Origin of the sequence: Stenotrophomonas maltophilia group sp. Smal17 (assembly GCF_030237045.1) — a bacterium.
GTDB classification, from domain to species: Bacteria; Pseudomonadota; Gammaproteobacteria; order Xanthomonadales; family Xanthomonadaceae; genus Stenotrophomonas; species Stenotrophomonas forensis.
In genome coordinates, this window is the sequence record NZ_JASJSU010000088.1 from 1 (window position 1) to 16,734 (window position 16,734).

The 16,734-nt window shown below is 63.4% G+C and carries 12 protein-coding genes, 1 tRNA gene and 1 pseudogene; all 14 read right to left on the reverse strand.

Annotated features, from left to right (window positions below; genetic code table 11):
* Positions 1-133: GTP-binding protein (locus QRO93_RS17695; protein ID WP_241899612.1), on the reverse strand; the 133-nt coding region annotated here is incomplete at its 3' end.
* A gap of 51 nt (positions 134-184) precedes the next feature.
* Positions 185-2,326: an elongation factor G gene (gene fusA / locus QRO93_RS17700; protein WP_004154359.1), complete on the reverse strand. Its 2,142-nt coding sequence runs from the start codon at positions 2,324-2,326 to the stop codon at positions 185-187.
* A gap of 141 nt (positions 2,327-2,467) precedes the next feature.
* Entirely contained in the window at positions 2,468-2,941 is a 474-nt protein-coding gene (rpsG, locus tag QRO93_RS17705; protein WP_004145321.1) for a 30S ribosomal protein S7, read from the reverse strand.
* Between the two features lie 12 nt (positions 2,942-2,953).
* On the reverse strand, positions 2,954-3,328 hold the full coding sequence (rpsL, locus tag QRO93_RS17710; RefSeq protein WP_004145320.1) for a 30S ribosomal protein S12: 375 nt from the start codon (positions 3,326-3,328) through the stop codon (positions 2,954-2,956).
* Between the two features lie 284 nt (positions 3,329-3,612).
* Positions 3,613-7,836, reverse strand: coding sequence for a DNA-directed RNA polymerase subunit beta' (rpoC, locus tag QRO93_RS17715; protein WP_004154358.1), 4,224 nt, complete (start codon positions 7,834-7,836; stop codon positions 3,613-3,615).
* Positions 7,837-7,923: 87 nt separating this feature from the next.
* The gene (gene rpoB, locus QRO93_RS17720; RefSeq protein WP_004154354.1) at positions 7,924-12,078 is read right to left on the reverse strand and encodes a DNA-directed RNA polymerase subunit beta; all 4,155 of its coding nucleotides are present in this window, start codon (positions 12,076-12,078) and stop codon (positions 7,924-7,926) included.
* Positions 12,079-12,385: 307 nt separating this feature from the next.
* Positions 12,386-12,754, reverse strand: a complete 369-nt coding sequence (rplL, locus tag QRO93_RS17725; RefSeq protein ID WP_004154353.1) for a 50S ribosomal protein L7/L12 — start codon at positions 12,752-12,754, stop codon at positions 12,386-12,388.
* A gap of 63 nt (positions 12,755-12,817) precedes the next feature.
* Positions 12,818-13,354 carry a 50S ribosomal protein L10 gene (gene rplJ, locus QRO93_RS17730; protein WP_005408203.1) on the reverse strand — a complete coding sequence of 179 codons (537 nt, stop codon included), beginning with the start codon at positions 13,352-13,354 and terminating at the stop codon, positions 12,818-12,820.
* Between the two features lie 384 nt (positions 13,355-13,738).
* The gene (gene rplA, locus QRO93_RS17735) at positions 13,739-14,437 is read right to left on the reverse strand and encodes a 50S ribosomal protein L1 (protein WP_004154350.1); all 699 of its coding nucleotides are present in this window, start codon (positions 14,435-14,437) and stop codon (positions 13,739-13,741) included.
* A 4-nt stretch (positions 14,438-14,441) separates the two neighbouring features.
* Positions 14,442-14,870, reverse strand: coding sequence for a 50S ribosomal protein L11 (gene rplK, locus QRO93_RS17740; RefSeq protein ID WP_004145248.1), 429 nt, complete (start codon positions 14,868-14,870; stop codon positions 14,442-14,444).
* A gap of 284 nt (positions 14,871-15,154) precedes the next feature.
* Positions 15,155-15,715: a transcription termination/antitermination protein NusG gene (gene nusG / locus QRO93_RS17745; protein ID WP_004154362.1), complete on the reverse strand. Its 561-nt coding sequence runs from the start codon at positions 15,713-15,715 to the stop codon at positions 15,155-15,157.
* A gap of 10 nt (positions 15,716-15,725) precedes the next feature.
* The gene (gene secE, locus QRO93_RS17750; RefSeq protein ID WP_004154361.1) at positions 15,726-16,139 is read right to left on the reverse strand and encodes a preprotein translocase subunit SecE; all 414 of its coding nucleotides are present in this window, start codon (positions 16,137-16,139) and stop codon (positions 15,726-15,728) included.
* Between the two features lie 49 nt (positions 16,140-16,188).
* Positions 16,189-16,264: transfer RNA gene (locus tag QRO93_RS17755), tRNA-Trp, on the reverse strand.
* Positions 16,265-16,366: 102 nt separating this feature from the next.
* Positions 16,367-16,734, reverse strand: a pseudogene (locus tag QRO93_RS17760) (elongation factor Tu); the annotation flags it as partial.

The window sequence follows — 16,734 nt, forward strand, 5'->3', positions numbered from 1 at the left end:
TGAACTCGCCACCGAAGCGCTCGGCACCGATCTTGGTCAGTGCGGCGGTCAGCGTGGTCTTGCCGTGGTCGACGTGACCGATGGTGCCGACGTTGACGTGCGGCTTGGTGCGCTCGAACTTACCCTTTGCCATTGTTCTATACCTTGATTTTGTAAGTGGTTTTCAGGAGAGGCTGAGCGAGGCTCAGCCCTTCTTCATGACGGCTTCGGCGATGTTGTTCGGCGCCGGCTCGTAGTGGTCGAATTCCATGGTGAAGGTGGCGCGGCCCTGGGTCTGCGAACGCAGCGCAGTGGCGTAGCCGAACATTTCACCCAGCGGAATCATCGCGTTGATGATCGAAGCGGAGCCGTCACCGGTGGTGTCGGAACCCTGCAGCACGCCGCGACGACGGCTGACGTCGCCCATCACGTCACCCTGGTAATCCTCCGGGGTCACGATCTCGACCTTCATGATCGGCTCCAGCAGCACCGGCTTGGCCTTGGCGAAGCCCTGCTTGAAGGCCATCGACGAAGCCAGCTTGAACGCCATTTCCGAGGAGTCGACGTCGTGGTACGAACCGAACACCAGCTTCACCTTGACGTCCACGACCGGGAAGCCAGCCAGCGGGCCGCTGGTGATGGTTTCGCGCAGGCCCTTTTCGACCGACGGAATGAATTCCTTCGGGATCACGCCGCCGGTGATGTCGTTGATGAACAGGAAGTCGTCCTTGATCAGCGGAGCGATCTTGGCATCGGCACGATCTTCAGCGGTGATCGGCGACAGCTCGATCACGACGTGACCGTACTGACCCTTACCACCGGACTGCTTGGCGTGCTTGTAGTCCGACTTGACGTCAGCCAGGGTGATGGTTTCGCGGTACGCAACCTGCGGCGCGCCGACGTTGGCTTCAACGTTGAACTCGCGCTTCAGGCGGTCGACGATGATGTCCAGGTGCAGCTCGCCCATGCCCGAGATGATCGTCTGGCCGGATTCTTCGTCGGTCTTGACGCGGAACGACGGATCTTCCTGCGCCAGGCGACCCAGGGCCAGGCCCATCTTTTCCTGGTCCGACTTGGTCTTCGGTTCGACGGCCATCGAGATCACCGGCTCCGGGAACGTCATGCGCTCCAGGATGATCGGCTGGTCGATCGAGCACAGGGTGTCACCGGTGGTGGTGTCCTTCAGGCCCACGGCAGCGGCGATGTCACCGGCCAGAACTTCCTTGATTTCTTCGCGGTTGTTCGAGTGCATCTGCAGGATGCGGCCGATGCGCTCCTTCTTGCCCTTCACCGAGTTCAGGACGGTGTCACCACCGTTCAGGGTGCCCGAGTAGACACGGAAGAAGGTCAGCGCGCCGACGAACGGATCGGTGATGATCTTGAAGGCCAGCGACGAGAACGGAGCCTTGTCGTCGGACTTGCGGGTCATGGCGACGTTTTCGTCGTCCACGTCGGTACCGGTCACGTCCGGCACATCGACCGGCGACGGCAGCAGCTGGATCACGCCGTCCAGCATGGCCTGCACGCCCTTGTTCTTGAACGCCGAACCGCAGTACATCGGGACGATTTCGGTGGCCAGGGTGCGGGTGCGCAGCGCGTTGATGATTTCAGCCTCGGCCAGCTCTTCGCCGCCCAGGTACTTTTCCATCAGCTCTTCGCTGGCTTCAGCCGCGGTTTCGATCATGTAGGTACGGGCTTCTTCAGCCTTTTCCTGCAGGTCGGCCGGGATTTCGCCGTACTCGAACTTCATGCCCTGCGAGGCTTCATCCCAATGGATGGCCTTCATCTTCAGCAGGTCGACGACGCCCTTGAAGCCGTCTTCGGCGCCGATCGGCAGCTGCATCGGCACGGCGACGGCGCCGAGCTTGGCCTTCAGCTGGTCACGGACCTTGTAGAAGTTGGCACCGGTGCGGTCCATCTTGTTGACGAACGCGATGCGCGGCACCTTGTAGCGGTTGGCCTGGCGCCACACGGTTTCCGACTGCGGCTGCACGCCACCGACGGCACACAGGACGAAGACGGCACCGTCGAGCACGCGCAGCGAGCGCTCCACTTCGATGGTGAAGTCGACGTGCCCGGGGGTGTCGATGATGTTGAAGCGGTGCTCCGGCAGGGACTTGTCCATGCCCTTCCAGAACGCGGTGGTGGCAGCGGACTGGATCGTGATGCCACGCTCCTGCTCCTGCTCCATCCAGTCCATGGTGGCGGCGCCGTCGTGCACTTCACCGATCTTGTGGCTCTTGCCGGTGTAGAACAGGATGCGCTCGGACGTGGTGGTCTTGCCGGCATCGATGTGAGCCATGATGCCGAAGTTACGGTAACGCTCGATGGGAGTGGAACGGGCCACGGGAGCCTCTCAGATTTCTTGGATTTCGGATGGCCGAACGCCGCCTTTCGGCGGCCTTCGGATTGGCGCAGTCCTTCCGGGACCGCGAGGCAGCACGCACCGAAGTGGTGCTGCCCTGCCTGTTTTACAAGGCCGTCAAACTCACCAGCGGTAGTGGGCGAATGCCTTGTTGGCTTCGGCCATACGGTGGGTTTCTTCGCGCTTCTTGATGGCGCCGCCACGGTTTTCCGAGGCGTCGATCAGTTCAGCAGCCAGCTTCTTCGGCATGGTGTTCTCACCACGCTTGCGCGCGGAGTCGATCAGCCAGCGCATGGCCAGGGCCATCTTGCGCGACGAACGCACTTCGACCGGCACCTGGTAGGTGGCACCACCGACGCGGCGCGACTTGACTTCGACCGCCGGAGCGACGTTGTCCAGAGCCTTCTGCACCAGTTCAATGGCGTTGGCGCTGCTGTTCTTCTCGGTGATCACGTCCATGGCGCCGTACACGATCTTTTCGGCGACGGACTTCTTGCCGCTCTGCATGACCATGTTGATGAAGCGGGCGATGGTTTCGCTTCCGTGCTTCGGATCGGGCAGGACGGAACGCTGCGGAGTATTACCCTTACGCGACATAGTGCTCTCTCCTTATGCCTTCGGACGCTTGGCGCCGTACTTGGAACGGGCCTGGCGACGCTTGGCAACGCCGGCGGCGTCGAGCGAGCCACGAACGGTGTGGTAACGCACACCCGGCAGGTCCTTGACGCGACCGCCGCGGATCAGGACCACGGAGTGCTCCTGCAGGTTGTGGCCTTCACCACCGATGTAGGAAATCACTTCTTCCTGGTTGGTCAGGCGGACCTTGGCAACCTTGCGCAGAGCCGAGTTCGGCTTCTTCGGAGTGGTGGTGTAGACACGGGTGCAGACGCCACGGCGCTGCGGGCACTTGTCGAGCGCCGGCGAGGCACTCTTGTAGGTGGTCGCTTGCCGCGGCTTGCGGACCAGCTGGTTGATCGTCGCCATCAGTAGGTTCTTCTGATTGGTGGCCGGAAAATCCGACCAGAGATGCGGAAATGTTAAAGCAGGCCGAAATTTTGGCCTGCTGAGACAGACGATTGTAGCAACCTGCCAGGAAAGCAGTCAAACGCCTCCTGTCAAGCCCGTTCCTGATCCCGGAACGTTACTGGGGGGCCTCCATGTACCCCGTTCAGGTTGACAGGGTCGACCGCGGACGATCTCCCCTGCCCTTTCCCAATCCCATCGATGGACCGATGGGGTGGTCCGGCCTTGTGGCCGGACCGGATACCTCATTCTTCGCCCGATGCCTGTTCAGCTTCGGCTTCAACCACCGGCGCCTCGACCGCGGCCGGGGTACCGGCCAGGGTCTGCATTTCCGACTCGGTGAGACCGGAAGCGCCGCGGCGGCGGTTGCTGTGGTACGCCAGGCCGGTACCGGCCGGAATCAGGCGACCGACGATGACGTTTTCCTTCAGGCCACGCAGGTTGTCCGAGGTGCCGCGGACGGCCGCTTCGGTCAGCACGCGGGTGGTTTCCTGGAACGACGCGGCCGAGATGAACGACTCGGTCGCCAGCGATGCCTTGGTGATACCCAGCAGGACCGGATCGAAGTGCGCCGGCAGCTCGTTGCGGGTCGACAGGCGCGCATTCTCCTCGATAACGCGCTGGCGCTCCACCTGCTCGCCGTTCAGGAACTTGCTGCTGCCCTGGTCGGTGATCTCGACCTTGCGCAGCATCTGGCGGGTGATCACCTCGATGTGCTTGTCGTTGATCTTCACGCCCTGCAGGCGGTACACGTCCTGGATTTCCTTCACCAGGTAGGCCGCCAGCGGTTCGACACCCAGCAGACGCAGGATGTCCTGCGGGCTCGGCTCGCCGTCCACGATGGTTTCACCCTTGGTGACATGCTCGCCTTCGAACACGATGACCTGGCGGTACTTCGGGATCAGCTCTTCGTGCTCCGAACCATCGGTGTCCTTGATGATCAGGCGCTGCTTGCCCTTGGTGTCCTTGCCGAAGCTGATGATGCCCGAACGCTCGGCCAGCACCGCCGGATCCTTCGGCTTGCGCGCTTCGAACAGGTCGGCCACGCGCGGCAGACCACCGGTGATGTCGCGGGTCTTCGACGCTTCCTGCGGGATCTTGGCGACGACGTCGCCCACGCCCACCGGGGCGCCATCCTGCAGGTTGACGATCGAACGCGGCGGCAGCAGGTACTGCGCCGGCAGGTCGGTGCCCGGGATCGACAGGTCGTTGCCCTTGGCGTCGACGATGCGCACGATCGGGCGCAGGTCCTTGGCCTGGGTACCACGACGCTTCGGATCGGTGATTTCGCGCGAAGCGAGGCCGGTCAGCTCGTCGGTCTTCTCGATGACGGTGATGCCGTCGACGAAGTCGATGAAGCGGATGAAGCCGGCCACTTCCGACACGATCGGGTGGTTATGCGGATCCCAGTTGGCCACGGTCTGGCCAGCCTTGATCGCATCACCGTCCTTGGACGTGATGGTCGCACCGTACGGCAGCTTGTAGCGCTCACGCTCACGGCCGTGGGCATCGAGCACCGAGATTTCGCCCGAGCGCGACACTGCCACCAGCGAGCCGTTGGCGTGCTCGACCGACTTGAGGTTGCTGAACTTGACCGAGCCGGTGGTCTTGACGGTGATGTTGTCGACCGCAGCAGCTCGCGACGCCGCACCACCGATGTGGAACGTACGCATGGTCAGCTGGGTACCCGGCTCACCGATCGACTGCGCGGCGATGACGCCGACCGCTTCACCGATGTTGACCAGGTGGCCGCGGGCCAGATCGCGGCCGTAGCAGCGACCGCAGACACCGAAGGCCGATTCGCACGAGATCGTCGAACGCACCTTGATGCTCTGCACGCCGGCGTCTTCCAGCTTGGCGACCCAGGCTTCGTCCAGCAGGGTGTTGCGGGTGACGATCGGATCTTCGTCGTTGCCCGGCAGGAACACGTCCTCGGCCACCACGCGACCCAGCACGCGATCCTTCAGCGGCTCGACCACGTCGCCGCCTTCCACGATCGGGGTCATGATCAGGCCTTCGGTGGTACCGCAATCCACCTCGGTGATCACCACGTCCTGCGCGACGTCGACCAGACGACGGGTCAGGTAACCCGAGTTCGCGGTCTTCAGCGCGGTATCGGCCAGACCCTTACGGGCACCGTGGGTGGAGTTGAAGTACTCCTGCACGTTCAGGCCTTCGCGGAAGTTCGCCTTGATGGGCGTCTCGATGATCGAGCCGTCCGGGCGGGCCATCAGGCCACGCATGCCGGCCAGCTGACGGATCTGCGCCTGCGAACCACGCGCACCGGAGTCGGCCATGATGTACAGCGAGTTCATCGACTTCTGGTCGATGGTCTCGCCCTTGGCATTGACCACCTTCTCGGTACCGATGGTGTCCATCATCGCCTTGGCGATGCGCTCGTTGGTGCGCGACCAGATGTCGACCACCTTGTTGTAGCGCTCGCCGGCGGTGACCAGGCCCGACTGGTACTGCTCCTGGATTTCCAGCACTTCGGCTTCGGCCTCGGTGAGGATGCCCTTCTTCTCGTCCGGGATCAGCATGTCGTCGATGCCGATCGACACGCCGGCGCGGGTCGCGTAGGCGAAGCCGGTGTACATCAGCTTGTCGGCGAACACGACCGTGTCCTTCAGACCCAGCTGGCGGTAGCTGGAGTTGATCAGGCGGCTGATGTTCTTCTTGGTCAGCTCGGTGTTGGCAAGCGCGAACGGCAGGCCTTCCGGCAGGATTTCAGCCAGCAGGGCGCGACCGATCGTGGTGTCCACGATCGAGGTCTTGTTCTGCTTCACGCCGTCTTCGTCGGTCACCACCTCGGTGATGCGGACCTTGACGCGCGCGTGCAGTTCCACCACGCGGTTGTCGTAGGCACGCTTGACTTCGGCGATGTTGGCGAAGGCCATGCCCTCGCCCTTCTTGTTTTCCAGCGAGCGGGTCATGTAGTACAGACCCAGCACGACGTCCTGCGACGGCACGATGATCGGCTCGCCGTTGGCCGGCGACAGGATGTTGTTGGTCGACATCATCAGCGCACGCGCTTCCAGCTGGGCTTCCAGCGAGAGCGGCACGTGGACGGCCATCTGGTCACCGTCGAAGTCGGCGTTGAACGCGGTGCAGACCAGCGGGTGCAGCTGGATGGCCTTGCCTTCGATCAGCACCGGCTCGAACGCCTGGATGCCCAGGCGGTGCAGGGTCGGCGCACGGTTCAGCATCACCGGATGCTCGCGGATGACCTCTTCCAGGATGTCCCAGACTTCGGCTTCTTCGCGCTCGACCAGCTTCTTGGCGGCCTTGATGGTGGTGGCCAGGCCACGACGCTGCAGCTTGGCGAACACGAACGGCTTGAACAGCTCCAGCGCCATCTTCTTCGGCAGGCCGCACTGGTGCAGGCGCAGGTACGGGCCGACCACGATGACCGAACGGCCCGAGTAGTCGACGCGCTTGCCGAGCAGGTTCTGGCGGAAGCGGCCCTGCTTGCCCTTGATCATGTCGGCCAGCGACTTCAGCGGGCGCTTGTTGGTGCCGGTGATGGCACGGCCGCGACGGCCGTTGTCCAGCAGCGCATCGACCGATTCCTGCAGCATGCGCTTTTCATTGCGCACGATGATGTCCGGCGCGCTCAGTTCGAGCAGGCGGCGCAGGCGGTTGTTACGGTTGATGACGCGGCGGTACAGGTCGTTCAGGTCGGAGGTCGCGAAGCGGCCGCCGTCCAGCGGAACCAGCGGACGCAGGTCCGGCGGCAGCACCGGCAGCACGGTCATGACCATCCATTCCGGACGGTTGCCCGATTCCAGGAAGGCTTCGATCAGCTTGATGCGCTTGGTCAGTCGCTTGAGCTTGGTTTCCGAACCGGTGGCGGCGATTTCTTCGCGCAGGCGGGTCATTTCCGACTGCAGGTCGATCGTGCGCAGCAGTTCGTACACGGCCTCGGCGCCCATCGCGGCGTCGAAGTCGTCACCGTGCTCCTGGCGGGCCTGCAGGTACTGCTCTTCGGTCAGCAGCTGGCGGCGCTCCAGGGCGGTCAGGCCCGGCTCGGTCACCACGTACGCTTCGAAGTACAGCACGCGCTCGATGTCGCGCAGGGTCATGTCCAGCATCAGGCCGATGCGCGACGGCAGCGACTTCAGGAACCAGATGTGCGCGACCGGCGAGGCCAGGTCGATGTGGCCCATGCGCTCGCGGCGCACCTTGGCCAGGGTCACTTCGGTGCCGCACTTCTCGCAGACCACGCCGCGGTGCTTCATGCGCTTGTACTTGCCGCACAGGCACTCGTAGTCCTTGACCGGGCCGAAGATGGCGGCGCAGAACAGGCCGTCACGTTCCGGCTTGAAGGTACGGTAGTTGATGGTTTCCGGCTTCTTCACTTCGCCGAAGGACCACGAACGGATCAGGTCCGGCGAGGCCAGCGCGATCTTGATCGCGTCGAAGTCCAGCGTCTGGCGCTGCTGGTTGAAGAGGTTGAGCAGGTCTTTCATGGTGTTCTCCAGAAGGAGGAATGCTGTGTCGATGGGCTTTCAGTTGACTGCCAGCGGCGCGGCGGCGGACCGCCGCGCCGGCATGGATCAGTTGTCTTCCAGTTCCATGTTGATGGCCAGCGAGCGGATTTCCTTCACGAGCACGTTGAAGGATTCCGGCATGCCCGCGACCATCTCGTGCTCACCGTCGACGATGTTCTTGTACATCTGGTTGCGGCCCTGCACGTCATCGGACTTCACCGTCAGCATTTCCTGCAGGGTGTAGGCCGCGCCGTAGGCTTCCAGCGCCCAGACTTCCATTTCACCGAAGCGCTGGCCGCCGAACTGCGCCTTGCCGCCCAGCGGCTGCTGGGTGACGAGCGAGTACGGACCGGTCGAACGGGCGTGCATCTTGTCGTCGACCAGGTGGTTCAGCTTCAGGTAGTGCATGTAACCGACGGTGGTGTGGCGATCGAAGGCTTCACCGGTGCGGCCGTCGTACAGCTGGGTCTGGCCACTGCTCGGCAGGTCGGCCAGTTCCAGCATGCGCTTGATTTCCGCTTCGGTGGCGCCGTCGAAGACCGGGGTGGCCATCGGCACGCCGTCGGTCAGGTTGCGGGCCAGGCGCAGCAGTTCCTCGTCGCTGAACTGCGACAGGTCGACACGGTTGGCCACGTTGGTGTCGTCGTGGTTGTAGATGTCGTCCAGGAACTTGCGCAGGTCGGCAACGGCCGCCTGGGCTTCCATCATCGCCTGGATCTTGCGGCCCAGCCCCTTGGCGGCCCAGCCCAGGTGCACTTCCAGGATCTGGCCGATGTTCATACGCGACGGCACGCCCAGCGGGTTCAGCACGATGTCCACGGTTTCGCCCGAGGCCATGTACGGCATGTCCTCGACCGGCACCACGTTGGAGACCACACCCTTGTTGCCGTGGCGGCCTGCCATCTTGTCGCCCGGCTGGATGCGGCGCTTCACGGCCAGGAACACCTTGACCATCTTCAGCACGCCCGGAGCGAGGTCGTCACCGGCAGTGATCTTGCCGCGCTTGTCGGCGAAGCGACGCTCGAATTCCTTCTCGTGCGCCTGGATCTGCTTCTGCGCGCGTTCGATGGCTTCCGAGGCGTCCTCGTCCTTCATGCGCAGCGCGAACCAGTCAGCCTTCTTCAGGCCGTCCAGGAACGCGTCGCTGATGACGTCGCCCTTCTTCAGGCCAGCACCGCCGTTGACCACCTTGCCCACGATCTGCGAACGCAGACGCATGTAGATGGCGGCTTCCAGGATGCGGAACTGGTCGTCGAAGTCCTTCTTGACGCGCTTGATTTCAGACTCTTCGATCTGGCGGGCGCGCTTGTCCTTCTCGATGCCGTCGCGGGTGAAGACCTGCACGTCGATGACGGTGCCGTCCATGCCCGGCGGAACGCGCAGCGAGCTGTCCTTAACGTCCGAAGCCTTCTCGCCGAAGATCGCGCGCAGCAGCTTCTCTTCCGGGGTCAGCTGGCTTTCGCCCTTCGGGGTGACCTTGCCGACCATGATGTCGCCGGCGCGGACTTCGGCACCGATGTACACCACGCCGCTCTCGTCCAGGCGGTTCAGCGCCTGCTCGGAGACGTTCGGGATGTCGGCGGAGATTTCCTCCGGCCCCAGCTTGGTATCACGCGCAACGCAGGTCAGTTCTTCGATGTGGATCGTGGTGTAGCGATCCTCTTCCACCACGCGCTCGGAGAGCAGGATGGAGTCTTCGAAGTTGTAGCCGTTCCACGGCATGAACGCGATCAGCATGTTCTGGCCCAGGGCCAGTTCGCCGATGTCGGTGGACGGGCCGTCGGCCAGCACGTCGCCGCGGGCGATGACGTCACCCACCTGGACCAGCGGACGCTGGTTGATGCAGGTGTTCTGGTTCGAACGGGTGTACTTGACCAGGTTGTAGATGTCCACGCCTGCGTCGGTGGCGCCAACGATCTCTTCCTCGTTGACCTTGACCACGATGCGGGCCGCGTCGATCTGCACGATCTCGCCACCACGGCGGGCGTTCACGGTCACACCGGAGTCACGCGCCACGGCGCGCTCGATGCCGGTACCGACCAGCGGCTTCTGCGCACGCAGGGTCGGCACGGCCTGACGCTGCATGTTGGCGCCCATCAGTGCACGGTTCGCGTCATCGTGCTCCAGGAACGGAACCAGCGCGGCCGCGATCGACACGGTCTGCATCGGCGAGACGTCCATGAAGTGGACTTCCGCCGGCGGCTTCAGCAGCGATTCGCCCTGGAAGCGGCACGGCACGAACTGCTCGGTCAGCACGCTGTCGGCATTGGTCAGCGCGTTGGCCTGCGCAATGACGTACTCGTTTTCTTCGATGGCCGACAGGAACTCGACTTCGTCGTAGACCTTGCCGTCCACGACCTTGCGGTACGGGGTCTCGAGGAAACCGTACTGGTTGGTGCGGGCGTACACGGCCAGCGAGTTGATCAGGCCGATGTTCGGGCCTTCCGGCGTTTCGATGGTGCAGACGCGGCCGTAATGGGTCGGGTGCACGTCGCGCACTTCGAAGCCGGCGCGCTCACGGGTCAGGCCGCCCGGGCCCAGGGCCGAGACGCGACGCTTGTGCGTGACTTCCGACAGCGGGTTGTTCTGGTCCATGAACTGCGACAGCTGCGAGGAGCCGAAGAACTCCTTGATGGCAGCGGCGACCGGCTTGGCGTTGATCAGCTCCTGCGGGGTCAGGCCTTCGGACTCGGCCATCGACAGGCGCTCCTTGACCGCGCGCTCGACGCGGACCAGGCCCACGCGGAACACGTTCTCGGCCATTTCGCCGACCGAACGCACGCGACGGTTGCCCAGGTGGTCGATGTCATCGACCACGCCGCGGCCGTTGCGGATCTCGGTCAGGACCTTGATCACGTCCAGGATGTCGGAGCTGTCGCCGTGGGCGGCGACCAGGCGCTTGGACTCTTCGTCGTTGCGCTCGCCGTAGTACTTGCGGTCGTACAGCACGGCTTCGCCGGTGGTTTCCTTGCGGCCCACGCGACGGTTGAACTTCATGCGGCCGACCGCGGACAGGTCGTAGCGCTCGAAGGTGAAGAACAGGTTGTGGAACAGGTTCTGCGCGGCATCCTTGGTCGGCGGCTCGCCCGGACGCATCATGCGGTAGATCTCGACCAGGGCTTCCAGCTGGGTCTTGGTCGGGTCGATGCGCAGGGTGTTGGACAGGTACGGGCCACGATCCAGGTCGTTCACCCACAGGGTGCCCACGGCATCGACACCGGCCTTGCGGAAGCTCTGCAGCTGCTCGTCGGTGATTTCGTCGTTGGCCTGGGCCAGCAGTTCGCCGGTCGAGGCATCGACCACGTCGTGCGACAGGATGCGGCCGACGATGTAGTCGTCCGGCACGGCCAGGGCAGCGATGCCCGAGGCTTCCAGCTGCTTGATGTGGCGCGCGGTGATGCGCTTGCCGGCTTCCACGATGACCTTGTCGCCGTCGGCGAGGTCGAAGCCCAGGGTTTCGCCACGCAGGCGCTCGGGCACCAGCTCCAGCTGGACGCCTTCATCCGGGTTGATGTGGAAGGTGTTGATCTCGAAGAACTCGGCCAGCATCTCTTCGTTGCTGTAGCCAAGCGCGCGCAGCAGGATCGACACCGGCAACTTGCGGCGGCGGTCGATACGGGTGAACAGCGCGTCCTTCGGGTCGAACTCGAAGTCCAGCCAGGAACCGCGGTAAGGAATGATGCGGGCGCTGTACAGCAGCTTGCCCGAGCTGTGGGTCTTGCCACGGTCGTGGTCGAAGAACACGCCCGGCGAGCGGTGCAGCTGCGAGACGATGACGCGCTCGGTGCCGTTGACGATGAAGGTGCCGTTCTCGGTCATCAGCGGGATTTCGCCCAGATAGACCTCCTGCTCCTTCACGTACTTGATGGCCTTGGTCGACGACTCACGGTCGTAGATCACCAGGCGCACGGTCACGCGCAGCGGGGCGCCGTAGCTCATGCCACGCTGGCGGCACTCGCGCTCGTCGAACACCGGTTCGCCCAGCTTGTAGCCGACGTATTCCAGGGCGGCATTGCCGCTGTAGCTGGCGATCGGGAAGACCGACTTCAGCGCAGCGTGCAGGCCGTGGTCCGTGCGCTTGGCCGGATCGACGTTTTCCTGCAGGAATTCACGATAGGAATCCACCTGGATGGCGAGCAGGAACGGCACTTCGAGGATCGAGCGCTGCTTGCCGAAATCCTTGCGGATACGCTTTTTTTCGGTGAACGAATAGGACGTCATGAGGTCTTCCACCTTGTTGTGCGGGCCGTGCGTCCACGACCCTGAAGGGAACTTGAAATTGTCAGTTGGAAGTCGCTGGTATTGCCGGCACCAGCACGCCTTCTCCCGCTACTTCCAACTGCCAACTCGTCTGCTACCACTCCCCGCTGCCGCGCCGTGCGCTGGCCTGCCGGGGTCTGACCGCAGCCCGTGTTGGGCTTTTTGCCGCAGTTACAACCGGTATTGCATGAAACGACCAAAGGCCGGGGGCTTACGCCCCCAGCCTTGGCTGCATCGCCGTGAATCGATGACGATGCAAAGGAAGTGCTTACTTGACTTCGACAGTCGCGCCAGCAGCTTCCAGGTCCTTCTTCATCTTCTCGGCTTCGTCCTTCGAAGCGTTGTCCTTCAGGACGCCGCCGGCTTCGGCCAGGTCCTTCGCTTCCTTCAGGCCCAGGCCGGTGATGGCGCGGACGGCCTTGATGACTTCGACCTTCTTGTCGCCGGCCGACTTCAGGGTGACGACGAACTCGGTCTGCTCTTCAACAGCAGCGGCCGGGCCAGCGGCAGCAGCCACGGCAACCGGAGCGGCGGCGGAGACGCCGAACTTTTCTTCGATGGCCTTGACCAGCTCCATCACTTCCATCAGGGACTTCTCGGCGATGGCGTCGACGATCTGTTCGTTGGTAAGGGACATGATTAATACCTTTGGATGATTTTCTGGGTTGAGGTTCCGTCAGGAACCACGGTAAGTCGAAACTCAGGCGGTCTCGGCGGCCGGCTCGGCAGCGTCGGCGGCGACATCGCCACCACCCTGCTTCTCGCCAACGGCCTTGATGGCGCGGGCAAACATCGTGACCGGCTCGGTCAGGACGCGGGCCAGCATGGCCAGGGCCTGATCGCGGGTCGGCAGCGAGGCCAGCACGTCGACGTGGCTTGCCGGGAACACTTCGCCACCGATGGCGACGACCTTAGCCTTCAGCTTGTCGTTGCCCTTGGCGGCTTCCTTGATCAGGCGACCGGCAGCGCCGGGCTCCTCGAGCGAGAACGCGTACAGCAGCGGACCAACCATCTGGTCCTGGGCGACTGCGAACTCGGTGCCTTCAACGGCGCGCGAAGCCAGGGTGTTCTTGACAACCTTCAAGAAAACACCGGTTTCACGAGCCTGCTTGCGCATCGCGGTCATCTGGGCGACCGTGGTGCCAGCGTATTCGGCTGCGATCAAGGAGTGGGCCTTGGCGGCGACGTCTGCCAGCTCGGCGACTACTTCTTGCTTCTGGGACAGATTGAGAGCCATTGCACTCCTCCTATTGAACTCCGCTTACGGCTCCTGCCGTGTGCGGTCCTGTGCGGCATCCGTCCTGGACGCCGGGAACATCGGGATGATGTTCCGGGGGGTGGGCCGTTCCAGACCTGGAGGCAATCAGGGAAATCCCAGACATGCGTGAACCAGAAAAACTCCAGAAGGGCACCATCTACGCAGGGTGATTCCGGGGAATCGATTAAGCGCTCATGACTGCTCCGGCGGCGACTCCTTGCCAGATCGAGCTTCCGTGCCCGTCGCCGGTATTGCCACGACCGCGCCTGCGGTCTTTGACGGCTACCGCGGGCGATGCACTGCCAGCGATGCCTTCAAATGTCACGGTCACGGCACCCAGGGCACCGTGACCGCTTCAAACAATTACTTCAGGGTCAGCGACGACTGGTCGACGGTGACGCCCGGGCCCATCGTCGAGCTGACCGAAACCTTCTGCAGGTAGGTGCCCTTCGAGGTAGCCGGCTTGGCCTTGATCAGGTCCAGCAGCAGCGCGGTCAGGTTCGACTTCAGCGCGTCTTCGGCGAAGTCGGCCTTGCCGATGGTGCAGTGGATGATGCCGGCCTTGTCGGTGCGGTAACGGACCTGACCCGACTTGGCGTTCTTCACGGCTTCACCCGGGTTCGGGGAAACGGTGCCGACCTTCGGGTTCGGCATCAGGCCGCGCGGGCCCAGCACGGTGCCCAGCTTACCGACGACGCGCATGGCGTCCGGGGTCGCGATGACGACGTCGTAGTTCAGATCGCCGGCCTGCATCTTCTCGGCCAGGTCATCCATGCCGACGGCTTCGGCGCCAGCGGCCAGGGCTTCGTCAGCCTTGGCACCGGCCGGAGCGAACACGGCGACGCGGACCGACTTGCCGGTACCGGCCGGCAGCACGGTGGAGCCACGGACCTGCTGGTCGGACTTCTTCGCATCGACGCCCAGGCGCACGGCAACGTCGATCGACTCGACGAACTTGGCCTTGGTGGCGCTCTTCAGGATGTTGATCGCGTCCTCGAAGGCGTATGCCTTGCCCGGAACGACGGCGGCCTTGATGGCCTTCTCACGCTTGGTCTGTGCCATCTTATTAACCCTCCACCACGAGGCCCATGGAACGGGCAGAGCCAGCGATGGTACGCACTGCGGCGTCCAGGTCGGCGGCAGTCAGATCCGGTTCCTTCGCCTTGGCGATCTCTTCCAGCTGCTTACGGGTGACCTTGCCGACCTTCTCGGTGTTCGGGCGCTTGGAGCCCGACGAGATGCCAGCGGCCTTCTTCAGCAGGGTGGTAGCCGGGGTGCTCTTGGTGATGAAGGTGAACGTACGGTCCGAGTAGGCCGTGATGATCACCGGAACCGGCAGACCCGGCTCGAGCTTCTGCGTGGCAGCGTTGAACGCCTTGCAGAATTCCATGATGTTCAGACCACGCTGACCCAGCGCAGGACCGACCGGCGGCGAGGGGTTGGCCTGACCGGCCTTCACCTGCAGCTTGATGTAACCGACAACTTTCTTTGCCATGTGAGTGCTCTCCGGGTGCTAGCGCCTTTCGACAACAGGCTCCCCATCGGACCGGGAATCACGCGTCCCGGCATCGCGTTTTGAAATCATGCCGAAGGCCACCTTGCGGTGGCCTCGTCCTGCTGGCTTCCCAGCGGGGAGCCGCGCACTATATCAGGTTTTTTCTTCACATGCCTGAAGCGGCACGTAAACGGAAGAAACCGGGCCAAGCCCGGTTTCCATCTGCAGAGTCGAGCTTGCTCGACTGAACGGAAAGTCGAGCAAGCTCGACTCTACATATCAGGTCAGACGGCCTTCTCGACCTGGCCGAACTCGAGCTCGACCGGGGTGGCACGACCGAAGATCAGCACCGAGACGCGCAGACGGCTCTTCTCGTAGTTGACCTCTTCGACGACGCCATTGAAATCGTTGAACGGGCCATCGGTAACGCGGACCATCTGGCCCGGCTCGAACAGCACCTTCGGACGCGGCTTCTCGACACCTTCCTGAACGCGATTCAGGATGGCTTCGGCCTCGGAATCGGCGATCGGCAGCGGACGATCGGCGGTACCGCCGATGAAGCCCATCACGCGCGGGGTCTCCTTGACCAGGTGCCAGCTTTCGTTGTCGATGCGCGGAATACCGGCTTCTTCGTGGGTCTCGATCTGGACCAGCACGTAACCCGGGAAGAACTTGCGCTCGGAACGGCGCTTCTGGCCAGCGCGCATCTCGACCACTTCTTCGGTCGGGACCAGGACGTCGCCGAAGCGCTCTTCCATGCCGTCACGGACGATGCGATCGCGCAGAGCCTGCGCCACCGACTTCTCGAAGCCCGAATAGGCGTGAACGACGTACCAACGCTTCATGCAATTCTCCTTAGCGGCTCAGGAACCACTGAGTCAGTTTCTGGATCAGGAAGTCGAAGCCACCCAGCAGCAGGCTGAGGATGAGCACCACGACGATCACGACCCACGTCATGCGGATGGCTTCCTGGCGCGTCGGCCAGACCACCTTGCGCAGTTCGAAGCGCGACTCGGAGAGGAATTCGCGGGTGTCGCGCCCCTTGCCGGTCAGCATGAACACGCCGATACCGCCAACCAGACCGACCACGACCGCCAACGCACGCAGCTGACCCGCCCACGCACCCAGCTGGGCTGCGCGACCGGAGTCGGCGGAGAACCAGAACCAGACGAACAGACCGGCCAGCACCAGCAGCGATGCGGCGACATACTTGACGATATCTCCACCGTGGGCGGAGTTGTCCTTGGAGTGTTCGATCTTGCTATTCATCCGGCTGTGTCTGCTTTAGCGGCCCAGGCCGCTGGATAAGGTGGGCAGATGGCACGCCAGGAGGGACTCGAACCCCCAACCTGCGGTTTTGGAGACCGCTGCTCTGCCAATTGAGCTACTGGCGTACGTTTAAAACTTGCCTTCCCTTAGACGGCGAAGGCGGACCGAGGTTCCCGGCCCGCCATTCGCGTAACCGGCGGCGCTATGCAACCACCGGTACTGCAGGCTTACTCGATGATCTTCGAGACCACGCCGGCGCCGACGGTACGACCGCCTTCGCGAATGGCGAAGCGCAGGCCTTCGTCCATTGCCACCGGGTTGATCAGGGTGACGACCATCTTGACGTTGTCACCCGGCATCACCATTTCGACGCCTTCCGGCAGTGCAGCTGCGCCGGTGATGTCGGTGGTACGGAAGTAGAACTGCGGACGGTAGCCGTTGAAGAACGGGGTGTGGCGGCCGCCTTCATCCTTCGACAGGACGTACACTTCGCCTTCGAACTTGGTGTGCGGCTTGATCGAACCCGGCTTGGCCAGGACCTGGCCACGCTCGACGTCGTCACGCTTGGTGCCGCGCAGCAGCAGGCCAGCGTTGT